Annotated in this window: 23 protein-coding genes; 14 read left to right on the top strand and 9 right to left on the bottom strand. The window is 47.6% G+C overall.

Going from position 1 to position 19,012, the window contains the following annotated elements; all coding sequences use genetic code 11:
* Nucleotides 1-12: 12 nt before the first annotated feature.
* The 5 genes from FTT64_RS14395 to FTT64_RS03130 all read left to right on the top strand — a co-directional run bounded on the left by FTT64_RS14395 (nt 13) and on the right by FTT64_RS03130 (nt 3,831).
* Complete coding sequence (locus FTT64_RS14395) at nt 13-201, top strand: hypothetical protein (protein ID WP_228289027.1); 189 nt, start codon at nt 13-15, stop codon at nt 199-201.
* Nucleotides 202-432: 231 nt separating this feature from the next.
* The gene (locus FTT64_RS03115; RefSeq protein WP_168396958.1) at nt 433-2,424 is read left to right on the top strand and encodes an ATP-dependent helicase; all 1,992 of its coding nucleotides are present in this window, start codon (nt 433-435) and stop codon (nt 2,422-2,424) included.
* Between the two features lie 92 nt (nt 2,425-2,516).
* The gene (locus tag FTT64_RS03120; RefSeq protein WP_005182105.1) at nt 2,517-2,768 is read left to right on the top strand and encodes an RNA-binding protein; all 252 of its coding nucleotides are present in this window, start codon (nt 2,517-2,519) and stop codon (nt 2,766-2,768) included.
* 178 nt (nt 2,769-2,946) lie between these two features.
* Complete coding sequence (locus tag FTT64_RS03125; RefSeq protein ID WP_005182107.1) at nt 2,947-3,450, top strand: DUF6586 family protein; 504 nt, start codon at nt 2,947-2,949, stop codon at nt 3,448-3,450.
* A 102-nt stretch (nt 3,451-3,552) separates the two neighbouring features.
* Nucleotides 3,553-3,831 carry a hypothetical protein gene (locus tag FTT64_RS03130; protein ID WP_005182110.1) on the top strand — a complete coding sequence of 93 codons (279 nt, stop codon included), beginning with the start codon at nt 3,553-3,555 and terminating at the stop codon, nt 3,829-3,831.
* A gap of 60 nt (nt 3,832-3,891) precedes the next feature.
* Here the strand turns inward: FTT64_RS03130 and FTT64_RS03135 are convergent, their stop codons facing one another.
* The 4 genes from FTT64_RS03135 to FTT64_RS03150 form a co-directional block, all read right to left on the bottom strand.
* Nucleotides 3,892-5,610, bottom strand: a complete 1,719-nt coding sequence (locus FTT64_RS03135; RefSeq protein ID WP_075167257.1) for a cation:proton antiporter — start codon at nt 5,608-5,610, stop codon at nt 3,892-3,894.
* Nucleotides 5,611-5,757: 147 nt separating this feature from the next.
* Nucleotides 5,758-5,913 carry a 50S ribosomal protein L33 gene (rpmG, locus tag FTT64_RS03140; protein WP_003654787.1) on the bottom strand — a complete coding sequence of 52 codons (156 nt, stop codon included), beginning with the start codon at nt 5,911-5,913 and terminating at the stop codon, nt 5,758-5,760.
* Nucleotides 5,914-5,929: 16 nt separating this feature from the next.
* On the bottom strand, nt 5,930-6,166 hold the full coding sequence (gene rpmB / locus FTT64_RS03145) for a 50S ribosomal protein L28 (RefSeq protein WP_000048256.1): 237 nt from the start codon (nt 6,164-6,166) through the stop codon (nt 5,930-5,932).
* Between the two features lie 164 nt (nt 6,167-6,330).
* Nucleotides 6,331-7,794 (bottom strand): coniferyl aldehyde dehydrogenase, encoded by a 1,464-nt coding sequence (locus FTT64_RS03150; protein ID WP_168396957.1) that lies wholly within the window; start codon nt 7,792-7,794, stop codon nt 6,331-6,333.
* Between the two features lie 115 nt (nt 7,795-7,909).
* Between FTT64_RS03150 and FTT64_RS03155 the strand changes: the two genes are divergently transcribed.
* From FTT64_RS03155 to yddG, 7 genes are all read left to right on the top strand, one after another.
* Complete coding sequence (locus FTT64_RS03155; protein ID WP_005182118.1) at nt 7,910-8,620, top strand: TetR/AcrR family transcriptional regulator; 711 nt, start codon at nt 7,910-7,912, stop codon at nt 8,618-8,620.
* Between the two features lie 70 nt (nt 8,621-8,690).
* Nucleotides 8,691-9,557 (top strand): formyltetrahydrofolate deformylase, encoded by an 867-nt coding sequence (purU, locus tag FTT64_RS03160; protein ID WP_005182122.1) that lies wholly within the window; start codon nt 8,691-8,693, stop codon nt 9,555-9,557.
* A gap of 206 nt (nt 9,558-9,763) precedes the next feature.
* Nucleotides 9,764-10,549, top strand: coding sequence for an energy transducer TonB (locus FTT64_RS03165; RefSeq protein ID WP_168389928.1), 786 nt, complete (start codon nt 9,764-9,766; stop codon nt 10,547-10,549).
* Between the two features lie 20 nt (nt 10,550-10,569).
* Complete coding sequence (locus FTT64_RS03170) at nt 10,570-11,193, top strand: MotA/TolQ/ExbB proton channel family protein (protein ID WP_005182127.1); 624 nt, start codon at nt 10,570-10,572, stop codon at nt 11,191-11,193.
* Nucleotides 11,193-11,597, top strand: a complete 405-nt coding sequence (locus FTT64_RS03175) for a biopolymer transporter ExbD (protein ID WP_005182129.1) — start codon at nt 11,193-11,195, stop codon at nt 11,595-11,597. The genes FTT64_RS03170 and FTT64_RS03175 overlap by 1 nt, the downstream gene beginning before the upstream one ends.
* A gap of 158 nt (nt 11,598-11,755) precedes the next feature.
* Complete coding sequence (locus FTT64_RS03180; RefSeq protein WP_127799009.1) at nt 11,756-12,670, top strand: DMT family transporter; 915 nt, start codon at nt 11,756-11,758, stop codon at nt 12,668-12,670.
* Complete coding sequence (gene yddG, locus FTT64_RS03185) at nt 12,670-13,560, top strand: aromatic amino acid DMT transporter YddG (protein ID WP_160241633.1); 891 nt, start codon at nt 12,670-12,672, stop codon at nt 13,558-13,560. Before FTT64_RS03180 ends, yddG begins: the two co-directional genes overlap by 1 nt.
* A gap of 43 nt (nt 13,561-13,603) precedes the next feature.
* Here the strand turns inward: yddG and FTT64_RS03190 are convergent, their stop codons facing one another.
* Complete coding sequence (locus FTT64_RS03190; protein ID WP_005182132.1) at nt 13,604-14,851, bottom strand: YihY family inner membrane protein; 1,248 nt, start codon at nt 14,849-14,851, stop codon at nt 13,604-13,606.
* Nucleotides 14,852-14,963: 112 nt separating this feature from the next.
* Here FTT64_RS03190 and wrbA point away from each other — a divergent pair, with 112 nt between their 5' ends.
* The gene (gene wrbA, locus FTT64_RS03195; RefSeq protein ID WP_104470746.1) at nt 14,964-15,560 is read left to right on the top strand and encodes an NAD(P)H:quinone oxidoreductase; all 597 of its coding nucleotides are present in this window, start codon (nt 14,964-14,966) and stop codon (nt 15,558-15,560) included.
* Nucleotides 15,561-15,862: 302 nt separating this feature from the next.
* Nucleotides 15,863-16,045 (top strand): hypothetical protein, encoded by a 183-nt coding sequence (locus FTT64_RS03200; RefSeq protein ID WP_045796412.1) that lies wholly within the window; start codon nt 15,863-15,865, stop codon nt 16,043-16,045.
* A 57-nt stretch (nt 16,046-16,102) separates the two neighbouring features.
* Here the strand turns inward: FTT64_RS03200 and FTT64_RS03205 are convergent, their stop codons facing one another.
* The 4 genes from FTT64_RS03205 to FTT64_RS03220 all read right to left on the bottom strand — a co-directional run bounded on the left by FTT64_RS03205 (nt 16,103) and on the right by FTT64_RS03220 (nt 18,916).
* A complete protein-coding gene (locus tag FTT64_RS03205) occupies nt 16,103-16,483 on the bottom strand; it encodes a hypothetical protein (protein ID WP_005182135.1) in 381 nt (126 codons plus the stop codon).
* 217 nt (nt 16,484-16,700) lie between these two features.
* A complete protein-coding gene (locus FTT64_RS03210) occupies nt 16,701-17,276 on the bottom strand; it encodes a xanthine phosphoribosyltransferase (RefSeq protein WP_005182137.1) in 576 nt (191 codons plus the stop codon).
* Nucleotides 17,277-17,365: 89 nt separating this feature from the next.
* Nucleotides 17,366-18,079, bottom strand: a complete 714-nt coding sequence (locus FTT64_RS03215; protein WP_005182145.1) for a DUF3108 domain-containing protein — start codon at nt 18,077-18,079, stop codon at nt 17,366-17,368.
* Nucleotides 18,080-18,232: 153 nt separating this feature from the next.
* Complete coding sequence (locus tag FTT64_RS03220) at nt 18,233-18,916, bottom strand: hypothetical protein (RefSeq protein WP_016659565.1); 684 nt, start codon at nt 18,914-18,916, stop codon at nt 18,233-18,235.
* Nucleotides 18,917-19,012 lie beyond the last annotated feature (96 nt).

The following is a 19,012-nucleotide window of genomic DNA, read 5'->3' on the forward strand; positions in this document are numbered from 1 at the left end:
AATGGGGAAATGATGAAAAAGATCATCTTGGTTTTGATATTAAGCTGCATCACTGTACACAGTTTTGCAAAACCGGCCTACCGCGAAAATATGCAAAATTATCTCAAGAAAAACCCTGTGCAGCAGCACTCACAGCCGAGAGTGCTGTCTTTTCATTTTGATGAGGTGCATCTGAGTGTTTTAAAATCTGCTGGCAATTGAAAAGAAGGTCACGCTGATTGTGGATTCAGATGTCGACATGAATCATCAATTTCCCCTTCATTTACGCAATTCGAACTTTTTTGAATTTTTGGACGTAACGACCCGACAGCTGGGGCTGCAATACGAAGTACTCAATTCGAAAACGATCCGGGTTTACAAATAGGCTAGTTTTTATGTTGATGGAATGCTTATGATAAGATCTCGCTTTGAATTTTCGAGAAATGATTTGGTATGTCACTTGCACAGCTCATCGACGAGTTAAATCCCCAACAGAAAAATGCAGCCACCACTGAAGCAAAGCATAGTTTGGTCTTGGCTGGGGCTGGCTGTGGCAAAACCAAAACCATCGTGGCGCGTGCAGCTTATCTGATTGATCAGGGCGTTCCGGCCAACCAGATCCAGATTTTAACCTTTACCCGCCGTGCCGCTGCTGAAATTGTAGCGCGGGTCGAGCTGGCGCTGGGCGAGCAGGCCAAGGGCTTGCGTGCTTCTACCTTCCATACCTTCTGTATGTATCTGCTGCGCCGGATTCCGAAAGCCTTTGGGCTGGAACAGTTCTCGATTATTGATCGTGATGACCAGATCATGATGTTCCGTTTGCTGCGTGGTAAAGATGACAAGAAAAATCCAAATGCCTTGCCCAAGCCACAGCAGCTGTGTGACCTGTATTCTTTTGCCCGCAATACCCGGCAAAAACTGAGTATTGCGCTGGAAAAACAGTTACCGGAATGTCTGGATTATAAAGATCAGATTGCCGAGATCATGAAAGAATATGAAGCGCGCAAGCAGGCGCGTCATTTTCTGGATTATGATGATATTCTGGCAATTGTCGCTTCGGCGCTGGCCCAATCAGAGGGGCTGGTCGATTATGTCGCGTCGTTGTGCCAGCACATGCTGGTCGATGAAATGCAGGACACCAATCCTTTGCAATGGGCCTTACTAGAGCCGTTAAAAGAGCGGGTGCAGCTGTTCTGTGTTGGTGATGATGCGCAGTCGATTTACGGTTTCCGTGGTGCAGACTTTGAAAACATTCATCACTTTAAAGAACGTGTTCCGGGTGCCCAGATTTATAAGCTGGAGCGTAATTATCGTTCAACCCAGGAAATTTTGGATCTGTCGAACTGGTTGCTGGAGCAAAGTCCGATCGGCTATGACAAACGGCTGGAGGCGTATCGTGGCAGTGGCTTAAAACCGCGCATGCATATTTTCCCGAATGAGTTTGATGAAGCCAAATGGATTGCGATTGATATCAAAGAGCGTCACTTTATCCAGGGGGCAGCATGGCAGGAGCATATGGTGCTGGTGCGTTCCAGCTTTGCCGCGCGGCATATTGAAGCGGCCTTTATTGCGGCCAATGTTCCGTATCGTTTTATTGGCGGCATGAAATTACTGGAATCGGCACACGTTAAGGATTTGCTCAGTCTGCTGCGGGTCATTGCCAATCCGGCAGATGATATTGCCTGGATGCGTTTTCTGACCCTGTGGAATGGCGTGGGAGATGTCGGTGCCAGTAAACTGGCACAGCAGTTATTGTTGAATCCGGAAATGGAGCAGATTGCGGAAAAGCTGGAGAAATTTGGCCGGATTCCGGATAAAACCATTTTGATTATGAAGCAAATGGCGGTACTGAAACAGAAAGTCGACGTCTGTGTCAGTCTGGCGATTGAGGCACTGGTGGAGCAGCTGGAACAGAATTACGCCAAAAAAGACTGGTCAAAACGGCTTAAAGATTTTGATCTGGTCAAGCAGCTGGCCAGCAAACACGGTCAGCTCAGCGAGTTTCTGGAAGAATATGTACTCGATCCGATTTCGATTAGTGAAATTGAGCGCCAGTCAGATGATGACGTGGTCACGCTCATTACCATTCACTCGGCCAAAGGTACCGAGCAGAAGGTCTGCTATGTGGCCAATGTCACTGCCGGGCAGTATCCACATGCACGGGCGCAAGGGAATTTTGACGAAGTCGAAGAAGAACGCCGGGTGCTGTATGTGGCTTTAACCCGGGCGCAAAACGAGCTGATTCTGACCAAGCAGAACATCAGCTGGTGGGCCAGAGATACGGTCGATGAACAGGGGCGTACTGTGGAAAGCTATTTCCTGAATGATTTGACCCGTAACCTGTGTCAAAGTGAAACCCACTATAAAACCCGTGAACAAACTGTTAAAAGTGCGCTGATCGAACGCCAGAAGATTCGTTTAGATTTTGGGATTGATCTCGATTAAACTAGAGCCATGTGTTGTGCAGCTTGATGCACAATCTCCAGAGTAGAGTAGGCGCATGCTTTTGGATGATTTGGCCTATTTGGAAAAAGTAAATGAAAATTCTTGTACGTAATTTAGAGCGTTCCATCACCGATGCTGAACTGCTGGCGCTGTTTCAGCCGTTTGGCACAGTAGAATCTGCGGTGATTGTTAAAGAGGCTGACAGTGGCAAGTCCAAAGGGTTTGGCTTTGTGGAAATGCCGCATGGTCGTGAAGCCGTCAAAGCGATTAAGGGCCTGAATACCCTGAAAGTCAAAGGTGCTGGCATTCGCGTTAAAGCTGCGGAAGACAAGCCGAAAGCTTGAACATCAACAGGAGTCCTTAGTGGCTCCTTTTTTAGCGCTGCATTTTTCTCTATTTAAACTTATCGTAGAAAATATCGATGCTGATGATAGCGCTCATATGTATTTTTTGTTGGGCATTTGGACGCAGAGCGTTTAAGCTTAATGTTGAAATAAAAGCCAAAATTTAGGAACGCTATTCATGTCCCGTGTTGCTCGCTTTCATGCCGACCGTACCAATCAAAAACTGTATTTTGCCCGTCTTTCATGTCAGCAAGCCGAACAAACCGAACATATCCAGCAGGCGCAGGCACATCGCGAAGCAGCGGTGTTTCATCTGCATGGTGCTGTACTGGCCTTTTTGCAGGAACTGGTGCGTTACTACCGCCTGAATGAGCTGCAGCCGACTTTAAAATCAATTGAAGAAGCGATGGCGGCCAAAGGTCAGGTATCGCCTGAAGTGGTGATTCTGCAAAAACTGGCCAAAGAAGGCTTTATTGCTGAATTAAAACGCGCTTATCGTCTTTGTCAGTATACGCCGGAGCCAAGCGCACCGGAACCGGAAGATGAGACTTCATCGAACCTGATTATTAAAGTCACTCAAACCCCGCAAGCATGGCTGCCAGATACCAAAATCCTGCGTGAATGGCATCGTGAGCTGATGCAGTTAATTGATGGTTTCAGAAATGAAATGGTGGAATTCTAAACCCGACCAGTGTCCCTTGAATTCTGAAAACCTGACATCATATTAACTATCTAAGCGATGCAAAGAGTCCATCTTTGCCACCATGTTGAACATGGAGGAATTATGTCTATAGAACAGTTAAAAGCCTTATTTGGAAATCAGGACGCGATTTTGGAATTGGTTCAGCTTGAAGGTGGTGAGTTGGCATTGCGTAATGCTGGTTCAGAACAGGAACCTCTGGTCAAAATCCAGTTTAATGATGAAGTCAAAGCCCTGCTGGGAGATCAGACGCCAATTGTCGCCCAGCACATGATTCAGGCCGCATTATTCGGGCTGCTGGAAAAGCAGGTCAATGAATGGCAGGCCGAAGTGGTTGATGAGCAGCCGAAGTATCTGAGCTAGTCGGCTCATGCTCTGGAATGCAAAAGCGCACCTGAAGGTGCGCTTTTTTGTGCCTGAGGCTTAATGTGAGGGTGGTTGATGATGGGCAATTTCAATCTGGTTTAAAATATGATTGCTCATGTTCTTGGCCATTTCTTCTTTGGCAAAGTACACCTCACCAATATTGTCACGGCGAATGACTTCGGCTTCTTCTTTGCTTTCCGCGCAGATCAGCACCTGAATTTGCGGATTCAAAGTAGTCGCAATATCAACAATTTTATGAATATCAATAATGTCCATCGGTGAAATCACCAGTAAACGGGCATGTTGAATATGTGCCTGAATCAGTACTCCAGGCTCAGTGGCCACACCAGATACCGCAGCAATGCCTTTTTCCCGCAGGTTTTCGACAATCTCACGGTTTTCTTCGGCAATCACCACCTTGATATTTTCTGCCATCAGGTTTTTGGTAATGCGGCGGCCAACTTCACCATGGCCAATAATCACCACCTGATCACGCAGGTAATCTTGTGAAACTTCATCGGGTAACATCGCCAGCGGGTCGCCACTGCGTTCCAGCAAACGGGCCAGATGTGAGCGCTCGCGAATCCAGCGCTGTACCGGTTCAATCGCCGAAAACAGGAAGGTGTTTAAGGTAATGGAAATCAGGGCACCGGCCAGAATCAGGTTTTGACCTTCTAGAGACAGCAGCTGTAACGATACGCCGAGCGTGGCCAGAATAAAGGAGAATTCACCAATCTGCGCCAGTGAAGCACCCACCGTTAATGCAGTGTTAATCGGGTAGCGGAAGAACAGGACCAGGGCCATGGCGGCAATGGTTTTACCAATCATGATAATGCCGACCACTGCCAGCACATGCAGCGGTTCTTCCAGCAGAATCCGCGGGTCAAACAGCATCCCCACCGACACGAAGAACAGGATCGAGAAAATCTCCCGTAGCGGCAGGGTTTCTTCTTCAGCACGATGGCTAAAGTCAGATTCTTTCACCACCATACCGGCAAAGAAGGCGCCCAGTGCCATCGACACACCAAAGACTTTATAGGCACCAAAGGCAATTGACACGGCCGCCGCGACCACAGTCAGGGTAAACAGTTCACGGGAACCTAGACGCGCCACCACCTGCATAATCCAGGGTACCAATCGTTTTCCGACAATCAGCATAAAGGCAATAAAGCCGGTGACTTTTAACAGGGTAATGCCCAGTGTCAGCCAGATGTTTTCATCAGCTGCACTACCGGCAAGTGCCTGTCCACCCAACAGGACCGCAGTAGCCGGTAACAGTACCAGCACCAGTACCATCACCAGATCTTCGACCAGCAGCCAGCCCACGGCAATCTTGCCGTTGACCGAGTCTAGCAGGCCGCGATCTCCCAGTGCTTTGAGTAGAACTACCGTACTGGCACAGGACAGGCTAAGACCGAACACCAGTGCAGAGCCGAAACTCCAGCCCCACATCATCGAGACTCCAATCCCCAGTAAAGTGGCGACAGTAATCTGCAGGATGGCACCGGGCAGGGCAATCCGTTTGACTTGCATCAGGTCATTGAGCGAGAAATGCATCCCGACGCCAAACATCAGGAACATCACACCCAGTTCAGCCAGCTGGTTGGCCAGGTGAATATCACCGACCACGCCGGGCGTATTTGGACTAATCAGGATACCGGCCACCAGATAACCGATCAGGGGCGGTAAACGTAAACGGGCGGCAATATAGCCGAACAGTAAGGCCAGTCCAAAGCCGACAGCCAATAAGATAATAAGTTCTACATCATGCGGCACTAACAACTCCTTAAGCCAAGGTTAAGGGTAAAAAAGACAAGCACAGAGAGTGCCAGATTGAAAAGATCAGGAAATTTTAACAACTGGAAGAAAAAAAGTGCAAAAAAAACGACCTGCAGAGAGGTCGTTTTTTTCAAAAAGCCAAAATTATTTGATTTTAGCTTCTTTGAAGATTACGTGTTGACGGATTTTTGGATCAAATTTTTTGATTTCCATTTTTTCCGGCATAGTACGTTTGTTTTTAGTCGTGGTATAGAAATAACCTGTACCAGCTGTAGAAACTAAGCGAATCTTATCACGCATTGTCCTGACTCCTTACTTAGATCTTTTGACCTTGAGCACGTAGGTCAGCAACAACCTTTTCAATGCCCAATTTGTCGATAATACGCATACCTTTAGTGGTTAAACGAAGACGTACAAAACGTTTTTCGCTTTCTAACCAGAAACGGTGGTGGTGCAGGTTCGGCTCGAACCGGCGCTTAGTTTTGTTGTTGGCGTGTGAGACGTTGTTACCAACGACTGGACGCTTGCCGGTAACTTGGCAAACCTTAGACATGGTGTAACTCCATTGATTTAGCCAACAGCAAATCTGTATGGCCAGTCAAAAATAAACGGATGAATTCATTCAAGGGGCGTTTTATACCAAAAATGCGCTTAAAAGACAAGCGATTTTCAGGAAAACGCAGCATGAGCCATGCTAATAGCTCATGCCTTGATCATTTAGCGAAGAAGCATCTTTGAAATTAGTCTGTGAATCGGCTTATTGAACGGCGGCAGGATGTATTTCAAGCTATACAGCTTCGGATTAGACATCACCGAGCGTTCATGCGACAAACTGAAGAATCCTTCGGGACCATGATATTTGCCCATCCCTGACGCACCGACACCACCAAATGGTAAGTCATCCTGTGCGACATGGGTCAGTACCATGTTTTGTCCGAAATGCCCTGAATGGGTACGCTGTGCGACATAGTCGGCACGCGCCTGATCAAAGTCGAAGTAGTATAATGCAAGTGGACGCGGACGGCTATTAATAAACTCGATTACATCATCAATTTGTTCATATTCCATGATGGGCAGCAGTGGTCCGAAAATTTCCTCTTTCATGATGCGCATTTCGGTGGTGACCCCGGTCAGTACGGTCGGAGCGACTTTGCGTACATCGTCCAGCAGTTCATTTTGTGGATTGATTTCAATCAGTTGGGCGCCCTGTTCACGGGCATTGTCTAAATAGCCCTGCAGCCGGTTGTACTGCTTGTCATTAATAATGGAGGTGTAATCCTGATTGTCGCGCAGACTTGGATACATCTGCTTAATATATTGTTCATAATGATTCAGGAATTCGGCGGTTTTGCCCTTAGGCAGGAACATATAGTCCGGTGCCACGCAGGTCTGTCCGGCATTCCAGAGTTTACCAACCGCAATCCGCTCGGCAACATCGGCCATATCACTTGATGGATGCACCAGCACGGGCGATTTGCCGCCCAGCTCTAAAATCACCGGCACCAGATTTTCAGCTGCTGCCGCCATCACGGTTTTACCGACATTGGTCGAACCGGTAAAAATCATTTTATCGAAGGCCAGATGACTAAAGGTATCGGAAATTGCACCACCACCGGTAATGACCGCCACCAGTTCCTGCGGGAAGGCTTCGGCAATGGCATTTTCCAGCACGCGGCCAAAATGCATCGAGGCACTGGAAATTTTAATCATGGCATGGTTGCCGGCTGCTAAAGCGCAGATTAACGGACCGACCGACAGTAACAGCGGATAATTCCACGGTGCAATAATGCCGACCACACCCAAAGGCTGATATTGCACCCAGGCTTTGGCCGGCTGATGAATAATTCCGACGTGTCGCTTTGACGGTTTCATCCAGCCACTGAGGTTTTTGCTATAGTATTTGATATGTTCAAGGCAGGTGAGTAATTCGCCAATTTTGGTCTCGTCCATCGAACGGTTACCATAGTCTTCATTAATTGCTTCGGCAAACTGATCCTGATATTTCACCAGCACCCGTTTTAACCGTGTCAGACGGTCAATCCGTTCTTTGGCAGTTGGCAGCGGATAGCGCTGATAGGCGTATTTCTGCAAGGCCAGAACATCATGTAAACGTTGTGCATCAAGGTTATGGGGCGTGCTGTCGGGAGTGGTCATCGAAGTTGTTTTTGTTTGACTGTTCATGGCGTGTTACCATTCGATTGAATCAATTAATTTAGTTTTTAGAGTATTTACTCTAAATAGTCAAGTTACTTTATCTGTTAGTTTCTTAACAGTTTGAAAGAATGGTTACTTTAGGATGTCACACTCGAAAACGGTGAAAACCAAAGAACGTATTTTGCAGTTAAGCCTGCAACTTTTTAATGAACGTGGCGAACGTGTCGTGACGACCAATCATATTGCAGCTGAATTGGGGATGAGTCCGGGTAATTTGTACTATCATTTCCGCAATAAAAACGAAATTATTAAAGAGCTGATGGAGCAGTATCAGGCCGAAACCCTGAGCATGCTGGCCTTGCCAGATGACCGTCCGCTGGATGCCAATGATAAGATTCATTACTTTCAGGTCCTCAGCAGCCAGTTATGGAACTACCGCTTTTTGCATCGGGATGTCTATCATCTGGTGGAAAATAACGAAGATTTCCGCAAAATGTATCCGCGTTTTGCCGGACAGGTGATGCAGCAGGGACAAAAAATTTATAAAGCCTTCGTGGAAGCCGGGTTAATGGAAATGACCGACTCGGAAATTGAAGCCTTAATTATTAACCTGTGGATTGTGCTGACCAACTGGACCAACTTCCTGTATATGTCGGGGCATATTACCGACTCGAATACGCTGGAAGAGAAGTGGGTCTGGCAGGCGCTGCGTCAGATGGTATTCCTGGAAGGGGCGTATTTGCGTGGTGAAAGCCGTCAAACCTATGAAGGCCTGTTACAGACCCTGGGTTCATCGGAACTGTTTGCCAGCTTATCTTCAAGCAAGAATACAGAAACTGATTCCCCTATTTAGTCTGTTAAGGAAACGCGCTAGAATAGCCGGCTTATTTTTTCAATTTAACTGATTAGTGATATAAACCAACATGAATATGACGACTGCGAATACTGCACGTTTACTGATTACTTGTGAGGATAAGCCAGGTATCGTGCAGGCTGTATCGAGCTTTTTGTATCATCAGGGAGCAAATATTACCGCACTTGATCAATACGCGACTGAAGCTCAGGGCGGGCGTTATTTCATGCGCGTTGAATTCGAGCTGGATCATCTGCAAAGCCGTCGTGAAAGCCTGATCCAGACCTTTGCCAGCAATGTGGCCGAGCGTTATGAAATGCAATGGCGTCTGGCCTTGGTGGCCGATGTGAAAAAGGTCGGTATTTTAGTGTCTAAAGTCGATCATGCCTTGCTGGAACTGTTATGGCGTCATGCGCGTGGTGGTCTGCCGTGTGAAATCACCAAAGTGGTGTCGAATCACGAAACTTTACGTGAAGCGGTTGAGAACTTTGGTATTCCATTTGAAGTGGTGCCGGTTAACAAGGAAAATAAACGCGAAGCCTATGCAAAAATTGATGAATTGATGCAGGGCAATGATGTACTGGTGCTGGCACGTTATATGCAGATTCTGGATGAAGAATTTGTCAGCAAATGGGAAATGAAAGTGATCAATATTCACCATTCCTTCCTGCCAGCTTTCGTTGGCGCCAACCCGTATCAGCAAGCCTATGACAAAGGCGTGAAACTGATTGGGGCAACTGCGCACTATGTGACCGCGGATTTAGACCAGGGCCCGATTATCGAGCAGGATGTGGAGCGTGTCAGCCACGATTTTACTGTCGAGCAGCTGCGTGAACTGGGTCAGGATGTGGAGCGTAACGTGCTGGCGCGTGCAGTGAAATGGCATCTGGAAGACCGGATTATTGTCGATGGCAATAAAACAGTGGTATTCCAATAAGTTGTTGTGAATCACCAGATTTAAAGGCATACTTTTAGTATGCCTTTTTTATTGATTATTTGAAAAAGCCATTAAAATAGCCAAATTAATTGTTGCAAATGAAAACACTTCTCATTTATCATTGCGGTACTTTAATTGTGCTAACCGATGAGCTTGATAGGTCAAATCTGAAACTGGCTATCACCTCTTTAAGGTAACTGAGTTTAATGAGTCCATCTTCTACTCCCATGATGCAATCTCCTCATCCCATGAAAAAGAAAGTGCTGTCTGCACTGGTGGCCGTGGTTATTGGCCATATCGGGGTGTTGTGGGCGGTTAGCCAGATGGAATCACCGGAACTGAAACCGATTGACAAGGAGCCGCTAAAAGTCCGCTTTGTCAAAATTCAGGAACCACCAAAACCTTTACCGCCACAACCAAAAGCAGAACCAAAACCGGCACAGCCTAAGCCACCAGAAGTCAAAGAAGTGAAAGTGGTTGAAAAACCATTGCCACCACCACCGAAAAAAGTGGAAAAAGTCCAGCAGGTGAAAAAGGCCGAAGCGCCAAAACCTGTGGTCAAACCGGTTGAGCCAACGCCGCAGCCAACCCCAACGGTTACCACCACGGTTTCTGAAACCAAAGTGGTGAAACCGGCACCGCAACCGGTGGTACAGCCTGCGCCAGTAGCGCCGCCTGCACCGGCTGTGCCAGCAACCAAATCGGTATCCATTGGGGGGGCGGGCGTGCAGTGGAGCCGCTCACCAAAACCATCGTATACCAACCGAGATTTACAGGGTGAAACCCGTAGCGTGGTGGTCTTAATTGAAGCCAATGAAAAAGGCTCAATCACCAGTGCGCGGATCACCCGTTCAAGCGGCATTGCTGCTTTAGATGAAAAGATTTTACGCGCTGTGCGTAGTGCAAAATTCAAACCGTACAAGGAAAATGGCGTTGCTTATCCAATTCGTGCCGAGCAACCCTTTGAATTGACATTGAATCCTAACGGCTAACTTTAATCAGGAGTTCGAGTATGAACTTTTCAGTTTATTGGCAACATGCAGATGCAGTCAGCAAAACACTGTATTTCGTGTTACTGGCAATGTCGATTGCGACCTGGACAATTTTTGTGCTGCGTCTGATGGGCACCCGCCAACTTAAACAGCAAGCCTATGCTCAACTCGCTCAAGCACTGAACAGCCTGAAAGCCAAATTTGCGCCTTTAAGTTTTGAACAGCGCAAGGCCGTGGCAGAGCAGGCGCTGTTACGCCAGATTTCGGCAGAAAAAGCCTCTGCAGAAAAAGGCGTATCGGTACTCGGAACTATTGCATCGCTGGCACCGTTTGTCGGTCTGTTTGGTACCGTATGGGGGATTTTCCACGCGCTAGTAGCGGTGGGTAAAAGCGGTCAGGCTGGCCTTGCCCAAGTGGCGACGCCTGTCGGTGAAGCACTGATCATGACCGGTTTTGGTCTGGCTGTCGCGATTCCAGCAGTTATTGCCTATAACATCTGTAGCCGTTTTAACCGGACCTTGTCACATGAGCTGCAAGATCATGCACACAACCTGTTAATTGACACCATGCTACAGCAGGATTCTGCGACCGCTCAGGCTGAAGTGAAAACTGCACAGCAAGGTTTAGTGGGAGGTCAAGCTTAATGGCATTTCAATTGGGTGAAGACAACGATAGCGGCATGAATGAGATGAACCTCATTCCGCTCATCGACATTATGCTGGTCTTGATGATCATCTTCCTGGTGACAGCGACCGTTGCCAACCCATCAATACCATTAACCTTGCCAGAAACCACGGCAGAAATTATTGATCCACCACCACAGGCGATTACCGTTAGCATTAATGCTTCGGGTGAAGTGGCCTGGGATGATCAGATCATCAGTCTGGATGAGCTGGAAAACCGTTTAAATGCGGCAGGCGAGCAGGAACGTAAGCCAACGGTACAATTACGTGCCGACAAAGATGCCCGTTATGATACCGTTGCCCAGGTAATGTCACGTGCGAGTGAAGCCGGACTCAGTGATATTGCCTTTGTCAGCGATAACTAAACGTGACAGGCCAGACTCAGGACGACCCATCACGGGTCGTTTTTTTATGGCAGCTGTTTATGTGTAAATTGCAGGAAAAGCGTGCAGCACATATTTTAAATGCCTGCCAATTCAATTAAGGTAGGCTAGGGAAAAACGAGAATTTTCAAGGAATTTTGGTGAAACAACGACAGGCACTGGATGCCAGAGCAGCCAGCATAATGTTTGTGCTGTGTATTTTCTGGGGACTGCAGCAGGTGGTGCTGAAAATTGCCGCGCCTGATATTTCACCGCTAATGCAAATGGCGCTGCGTTCCGGGATTTCTGCGCTGCTGGTCTGGCCGTTAATCCGGCTGGCTCAAGGTGTGCATTTATGGACACCGACGTATTTGTATCCGGGCTTGCTGGTCGGGCTGCTATTTGCCGCCGAATTTTTTATGCTGGCTGAAGCCATCCGCTTTACCTCGGCCTCCCATACCGTGGTGCTGCTGTATACCGCGCCAATTTTTGTAGCTTTAGGCCTGCACTGGAAGCTGCCCAGTGAACGGCTTTCCCTGCTTCAATGGAGCGGTATTCTGCTGGCTTTTCTGGGCATTGTGGTGACTTTTTTGGGGCGTGACAGTCAGCTCAGTGCCGCAACCAGTTCCATGCTCTATGGCGACTTTCTGGCTTTATGTGCCGGTATTTTATGGGCGGCCACTACCATAGCGGTGCGCTTAACCCCGCTGGCCGAAGCACCAGCCACCCAAACCTTGTTCTATCAGCTGCTGGGCGGTTTTATCGTGCTATTCCCTTTGGCCTACTGGTCCGGACAGGCGGTGGTGCACTGGAGTCCGGTCGCTATTGGCAGCCTGTTGTTTCATGCCATTCTGATTTCTTTTGCCAGTTATTTAATCTGGTTCTGGTTACTGAAAAACTATCTGGCCTCACGCTTGGGGGTATTTTCTTTTTTAACCCCATTATTTGGGGTGCTGTTTGGGGTGTGGCTGCTGGGTGAGCAACTGGAACACAGCTTTATTATGGGTGCTATCCTGGTGATGCTGGGCGTGGTTATGGTCAGCGCACAGGGCTGGTTCAAGCGGCGCGTGGCCTGATGCTGAGCCAATCACAACGCTTTACTGCACTGGGCTTGAGCTCACTGCTGATCTGGGCCAGCCTAGTAGGTGTGGTCAAGCTGATTAGTGAGCAGCTCAGTCCGGTGCTGGCACTTGCGCTTATTTATAGTGTCAGTGCGCTGGTGATTCTGCTGCACCAAGGTTGGCCCAAACTTAGCCAGATGCCGAAAATCTATCTCTGGGGGAGTGGGGCATTATTTGTCAGCTATGAAATTCTGTTCCTGCTGTCGATTGCTTTATCGACACAGCGCGAACAGGTGCTGATGATTGCCATGATCAATTATCTGTGGCCGCCGCTGAGTATTGTGCTGGCGATTCTGGCCAAACAGCTGCGTTATCACTGGGCGGTAATTCCAGGCTTTTTGCTGGCCGTACTGGGCTTGATGCTGGTGGTCAATCCGGAGATCTGGAACTTGGCCCAGCTCTGGAGCGTACTGACGGAAAATCCGTTGGCTTATAGTCTGGCATTTTTAGCGGCCTTGTTATGGCCCTGCTACGGGGCGCTGACCCGAGCCTATGCCCAAGGCAGCAATGCAGTGTCACTGTTTTTTGTGGTGACTGCGGGTTTGCTGTGGGCGCTGCATGTAGGACTGGATGAGCCATGGCAATGGCCAAGCCTTTCGCTATGGGGATGGATTGTGCTGGCCGGTGCCCTGATTGGGATGGCCTATCATAACTGGAACCAGAGTATTCAGTTTGGTCGTATTCAGCTGCTAATTCTGGCCACCTATTTTATTCCGGTGCTGTCTTCATTGATCTCGATGTGGCTGTTGCAGCTACAGCCTGGCTGGGTGTTCTGGCTCGGCTGTAGTCTGGTCAGTCTGGGTGCGCTGATCTGCTGGAAAAGCACCAGCGAAATTTCCGCTTAGCTGGCGCTTATTTCCCGGCCTTAAAGATCAGCAGGTGCTACCTCTATTTTTCTTCAAAAATTTTCGACAATGGAATCGACAGCTTGGCTGCCAGATAGTCATCGGCTTCAATCAGCGCCGGTCCGAGTTTCTGCATCCATTCATCATCCGGATGAATGTTGCCGACATCTTTGCGCTGCGGCAGCGGATAAGGCAGCTGGGTATAAAAACTCCAGAAATTGACCTGCGATAAATTTCGTACCAGCACCAGTTCATCGTTATCGGTGCGTTTAATCAGGTTTTGCTGCTCCAGCATCCAGATATAATTCGGTAAACGGCCAATTTCATCGCGGCCCAGTACTTCCAGTGCTTCCTGCTCGGTCACGCTTTCGCCTTTTTTCTGTTTTTGATAAAACAGCTCCAGCAGGTCCAGCAGCATAATCATCGGATGGCGTTTCTGGTCTTTGCCGGAATTAAAAGCGGTGAGGGCAAAGCTGATTTCCACGCCCAGCAAAATAATATTCCACGACAGAAAAATCCACAGCAGGAAAATCGGCACGGCAGCAAAGGCGCCATAGACAATTTCATAACTGGTGAAATTCGACATGATAAAGCCGAACAGGTTTTTTAATGCCTCAAACACCACCGCACTAAAGACGCCGGCAATCAGCGCGGCTTTAATCGGCACATTGCGGTTGGGAATGGTCCAGTACAGAATAAAAAAGCCGACAATGGTCAGGGAAAAGGAAATGATCCACAGAATAAAAGCACCGTTGACCTCATAACCGGCAAAGTTATTGCTCAGTACATTCATCGAGGCAACGGTAGATGACAGCACAAAGGCGCTGCCAAGTAAAATCGGCCCCAGCGAAATAATGGTCCAGTAGCGCATAAAGCCCATAATCCCGCCTCGGGTTTCTTTTACCCGCCAAATCCGGTTAAAGGCAGTTTCGATACTGGTCAGCATCAGTACAGTGGTAATGAACAGGAACAGAATCCCGATAATGGTGAGATTGCTGGATTTATCGGTAAAGGCATTCAGGGCCTTATCAAAGGCGATGGTGGTTTTGGGCAGAAAGTTGCTGTAAATCAGCTGCTGTAACTGCTGACGCGCCGGTTCTAAAGCTTTAATCGAGGAGATGATGACAAGAAAAACCGTCAGCATTGGCACCACCGCAAACAGTGTGGTATAGGTGAGCGAGCCGGCCTGTTCACGACAGCGGTCTGCTTCAAAACGGCGTAATACAAACAGCACGAATTGAAACCACTGGTGGTCATAAAAGGGCAGCTTTTTTAAATACTCAACAATCATGCGGCTAAAGTCTCGATTTTTTTAGTGATCTTTCTGTGTTTTCCTGTGCCAGCTTAACCAAAAATACAGCAAAATACCGTATAGTTTTCTTTTTTACTCTACAGATAACATTATGCAACCCTATGTTTTAGTTCTGTATTACAGCAAGTATGGCAGCACCCGTGAAATGGCCCATCTGATTGCCAACGGGGTAGAGGCAGCAGGCGTAGCGGTAAAAATACGTACAGTACCGAATATTGCCGCGGTGGTCAAAACTGCCGAGCCGAGTATTCCGGCCGAAGGTGATATTTACTGTAGCCTGGATGACCTGGCCAACTGTGCTGGTCTTGCGCTTGGTTCGCCGACCCGTTTTGGCAATATGGCCTCGGAAATGAAATTCTTCTGGGATCAGACCACCAGTCTGTGGCTGAGCGGCGCCCTGCATGATAAACCGGCCTGTGTATTTACTTCATCGGGTTCACAGCACGGTGGCCAGGAAAGTACCTTGCTGACCATGCTACCGCCGTTATTCCATCATGGCATGATGATTATGGGACTCAGCAATGCTCATCCGGCTTTATCCAATACCAAAACCGGCGGTACACCGTATGGTGCATCGCATGTCAGCGGCCCGCGTCATGACCAGAGCTTAAGTCAGGATGAAAAGAAACTTTGTGAAGCGCAAGGATTACGTTTAGCAGACGTGGTGAAAAAACTGCACAGCGCTTAAAAAATAGCTTTAAAAAAAATAGCAGCAGCAAGGCCAAAATAGCGCTCAGATCCGTTAATGGCTTTCTGCTGTTGATGCTGGTTTTTTGATTGTTAATTTAAATGAATTTCATGTGAAAATGACTGCTTCTGGTGATTTTCGACCACCCCAATTCGGCGTCTATCTAATAGTCTTTCTATACACAGCCTATGCTGTGACGGTTCTCTCCCTATTCATGATCGGTTGGGTGCTTTCCTGTGGAGGAAAAGAGCACCTTGCCGTCATGCACACTGAGAAAAATCCAAACTACTGAGGAATACGAGATGAAAATGTGGTTCGTTATGGGATTCAGTGTGCTGAGTCTAAGTCTGGTGCTGTCCAATGCAGTAGCAAGCGTGGTGCATCATCCGGATTATCCTGAAGAAAAAGCACAAACCAAAGCCAAAGATCAGGCCAGCTCAAAAGAGCCAGCTGCGACTGAACAAGGCGCCCCGACACAGAAGTAATGTATGCGGTGCTCCGTTGGTGAGCTCGCACCCTCCATCGACCTCACCTCAAAGGTGTTAGAGTTTTTCTTTAAAGCGGTGTTTGCAGTTGAGGCACTGAAAATCCAGGAAGATATTCTGGTCCACAATGACCCCGGCTTTTTTACCAAAGCGATGACCCAGAAAACCGCCGGTAATGCCGACACTAATTGCACCCACAAAGGTACCAATGGTACCGCCCATAATCACCCCCAACGGTCCGGCCACGGTGCCTATGGCAGCGCCTAAAGAGGCACCGGAGGCGGCCCCGCCGACAGTTCCGGCTGCTGTTCCGGCCGACCCGAGCAATACTCCGCCAATTTTTTGTAAGTTTTGTTCATGGTTGCGCTTTTCAACCTGATTTGAGCCACATTTCGGACAGACGATACTGTGTTCCATCAACGGATTGTCTTGTGTCATGAGTGTAGAGTGCCTTCTAAAAATGCTGGGTCAATCCAAAGAGCCAATAGCTTAGGACAAAAGGCGTTAGCTGACCTTGGTCAAAACGCTCAGAATTTGCCGTTAGGCTTATGCTAAGCCATTCGGTCTGGAGCGTGGTAGAGAATTTTGTAAATCACATCGCCATAAAAAAAAGAGCACCTGAGTGCTCTTTTAGATATAAATTGCAGACAAAGTCTTAGTCGCGAACAAATTCAACCGTACCATTGGCCAGTGACTTCACACGCGCCAGAGATTCAACCCGGTAGCCTTTTTCCAGGAGCAGGTCACGACCTGGCTGGAAGGATTTTTCAATCACAATACCAATACCGACCACTTCCGCTTGGGCCTGATGAATCAGATCAGCCAGACCTAAAGCCGCCTGACCATTGGCCAGGAAGTCATCAATCACCAGCACTTTGTCGCTTGAGCTGATGTGCTTGTTCGAAATTGCGATGGTGCTTTCAACCTGTTTGGTGAATGAGAACACTTTAGAGCGATACAGGTCATCTTTTAGGGTTAAAGACTGATATTTACGTGCAAAAATCACGGGAACACCCAGCTCTAAACCTGCCATGACTGCCGGTGCAATACCTGATGCTTCAATGGTAATAATTTTGGTGATGCCGGCATCTTTAAACAAACGCGCAAATTCTTGACCAATTTGCTGCATCATGACCGGATCAATTTGATGGTTTAGGAAAGAATCGACTTTCAGAACTTCTTCAGACAGAACGATACCTTCAGCTAAGATTTTCTGTTCTAGTGCGTGCACGGGAGAATCCTCAACAGCAGGTGCTTTTTAAAGCAAAAGCGTATTTTAAAAAGCACCTGAAAAAATGCAAGCAAAAATCGAGAAAATGATTAACTTGTTGGGCCTTTATAGCCGGTTAACAGCAGGCCATACGAGTTCTTCTTGTCCAGATGGGTCACTTTCACCGGTAAGTAGTCCAGTTTTGGTGCCAACCAGAAAATGGTTTCACGGCCCGGCTTGTCGTGCTTAATCGCCACTTTAATGGTGTCAAAGGTACCATAATTGGTTTTTACGCTTTCACTGCCTTGGCGTACAAATTTACGTGCTTCGACTTCCTTGGCATCGGCCAGGTAATAGGTCGATTTGAGCGAACCATTTTTTAAGTCTTCACGAATCTGCAATTCGGCATTTAGCTCATCGAGTACACCGGCTTTCCAGGCAAATGAACGCGACTCTTTGTCTTTTTTGGTATTAATTTTTTTCGCAGCCGGATTAAAGTGAATACTCATGGTGTTGTTATGAATCAGGATTTTGCTGCTGCGGCTAAAGCTGGAAGAACCAATTTTGCCATTTTCAAAGGTGAAGCGGCTGGTTTCCGTGGCCGAAGCAATCCCGCCGGCTTTGGCGGCAAAAACATAGTTCCACTGATTGCCGGATTTGCTTAAGGTTCGGGTCGCAGAGCCAAGGTTTTTGCCGTTATAGCTGAACTGATAACTGGCTTGGAATGGACTCATGGCAAAAGTCTGGTTTGAGAACCCTGCAAATAACAGTGCAGTCGAAACTCCCGCTGCCATGCCCATCGTTTTCAATACGTGTTTAGCCATAAGTAAATTGTTTCCTATTGCTGTAAATAAGCGCACATTGTGCTTTGTTCTATTATGCGCTTGAATGATGAAGAGAAAATTTGCAAATATGCACTTTATGTAACGCTTGTGTAGCAATCCTGATCGGCATCTGCAATCTCTCTGTTTGAGCTTTTAGCTCTTTTTCTGTTTGATGGGCGTCACTTCTGTGGCCGTTTGTGCTTCTTCGGCTTCTTCACGATCGCGATCTTCAGCAATTTTTCGAAATAGGGTGGTTAGGTTGACATTGCCCATGACCACCAGTTCGGCTTCACGCAACACCGCATGATTGACATGCACTTTGCCCAGAGTGTCAATGATCGAGCGGTTCTTGCCCAGCCAGCGGTTCAGGTCTAAATGTAATAGATCATCTTTAACTTTAATCACATTCAGTTTTTGCAGAATCATGCCCAGTGGATCTTTGTTCAGCACTTTCTGATAGAAGAACAGCGCAAACCGCACACCCAGCTTATGCAGGATGCTTGGATATTTGGCTTCAATCACCTGGGTATCACTAATCTGTTCAAATACAATCAGCTGGACATTTTTATTCAGTTCCATCTGCACCAGTTTCAAATCTACCGACAAAGTAATATACAGCCCGTTGTAGTCCAGGGTCGCATACAGACGCAGCCAGTCGTCATGTAAATCGGCATGTAAGTCTTTCAGCATTTTGACATTGTCGGTGACAAAGCGCTGAAAGGTCGCATTCAGAAAAACCTGAGACATTGGAAATTCGCGCTCATCTTCAATAAATCCTTCAGCCTTCTGATACATCTGACGTAAACGTTTTGAAATGAGAGAGATAAGAGGGGACATACAGGGCATTCCAATGGGTTAATCTTTATTAACTTTGCAGAGATCTTGTCGAATTGTATTAAAAATACGCCAATTGAAGCTTGCAGTTTAGCAAAA

The sequence above is a fragment of the Acinetobacter sp. Q186-3 genome, from assembly GCF_013420655.1.
GTDB classification, from domain to species: Bacteria; Pseudomonadota; Gammaproteobacteria; order Pseudomonadales; family Moraxellaceae; genus Acinetobacter; species Acinetobacter indicus.

What these genes read in the sequence shown, in the direction of transcription:
- FTT64_RS14395 (WP_228289027.1), top strand. Translation starts at nt 13, where the DNA reads ATGAAAAAGATCATCTTGGTTTTGATATTAAGCTGCATCACTGTACAC.
- FTT64_RS03115 (WP_168396958.1), top strand. Translation starts at nt 433, where the DNA reads ATGTCACTTGCACAGCTCATCGACGAGTTAAATCCCCAACAGAAAAAT.
- FTT64_RS03120 (WP_005182105.1), top strand. Translation starts at nt 2,517, where the DNA reads ATGAAAATTCTTGTACGTAATTTAGAGCGTTCCATCACCGATGCTGAA.
- FTT64_RS03125 (WP_005182107.1), top strand. Translation starts at nt 2,947, where the DNA reads ATGTCCCGTGTTGCTCGCTTTCATGCCGACCGTACCAATCAAAAACTG.
- FTT64_RS03130 (WP_005182110.1), top strand. Translation starts at nt 3,553, where the DNA reads ATGTCTATAGAACAGTTAAAAGCCTTATTTGGAAATCAGGACGCGATT.
- rpmG (WP_003654787.1), bottom strand. Translation starts at nt 5,913, where the DNA reads ATGCGTGATAAGATTCGCTTAGTTTCTACAGCTGGTACAGGTTATTTC.
- rpmB (WP_000048256.1), bottom strand. Translation starts at nt 6,166, where the DNA reads ATGTCTAAGGTTTGCCAAGTTACCGGCAAGCGTCCAGTCGTTGGTAAC.
- FTT64_RS03150 (WP_168396957.1), bottom strand. Translation starts at nt 7,794, where the DNA reads ATGAACAGTCAAACAAAAACAACTTCGATGACCACTCCCGACAGCACG.
- FTT64_RS03155 (WP_005182118.1), top strand. Translation starts at nt 7,910, where the DNA reads ATGTCACACTCGAAAACGGTGAAAACCAAAGAACGTATTTTGCAGTTA.
- purU (WP_005182122.1), top strand. Translation starts at nt 8,691, where the DNA reads ATGAATATGACGACTGCGAATACTGCACGTTTACTGATTACTTGTGAG.
- FTT64_RS03165 (WP_168389928.1), top strand. Translation starts at nt 9,764, where the DNA reads ATGAGTCCATCTTCTACTCCCATGATGCAATCTCCTCATCCCATGAAA.
- FTT64_RS03170 (WP_005182127.1), top strand. Translation starts at nt 10,570, where the DNA reads ATGAACTTTTCAGTTTATTGGCAACATGCAGATGCAGTCAGCAAAACA.
- FTT64_RS03175 (WP_005182129.1), top strand. Translation starts at nt 11,193, where the DNA reads ATGGCATTTCAATTGGGTGAAGACAACGATAGCGGCATGAATGAGATG.
- yddG (WP_160241633.1), top strand. Translation starts at nt 12,670, where the DNA reads ATGCTGAGCCAATCACAACGCTTTACTGCACTGGGCTTGAGCTCACTG.
- FTT64_RS03190 (WP_005182132.1), bottom strand. Translation starts at nt 14,851, where the DNA reads ATGATTGTTGAGTATTTAAAAAAGCTGCCCTTTTATGACCACCAGTGG.
- wrbA (WP_104470746.1), top strand. Translation starts at nt 14,964, where the DNA reads ATGCAACCCTATGTTTTAGTTCTGTATTACAGCAAGTATGGCAGCACC.
- FTT64_RS03200 (WP_045796412.1), top strand. Translation starts at nt 15,863, where the DNA reads ATGAAAATGTGGTTCGTTATGGGATTCAGTGTGCTGAGTCTAAGTCTG.
- FTT64_RS03205 (WP_005182135.1), bottom strand. Translation starts at nt 16,483, where the DNA reads ATGACACAAGACAATCCGTTGATGGAACACAGTATCGTCTGTCCGAAA.
- FTT64_RS03215 (WP_005182145.1), bottom strand. Translation starts at nt 18,079, where the DNA reads ATGGCTAAACACGTATTGAAAACGATGGGCATGGCAGCGGGAGTTTCG.
- FTT64_RS03220 (WP_016659565.1), bottom strand. Translation starts at nt 18,916, where the DNA reads ATGTCCCCTCTTATCTCTCTCATTTCAAAACGTTTACGTCAGATGTAT.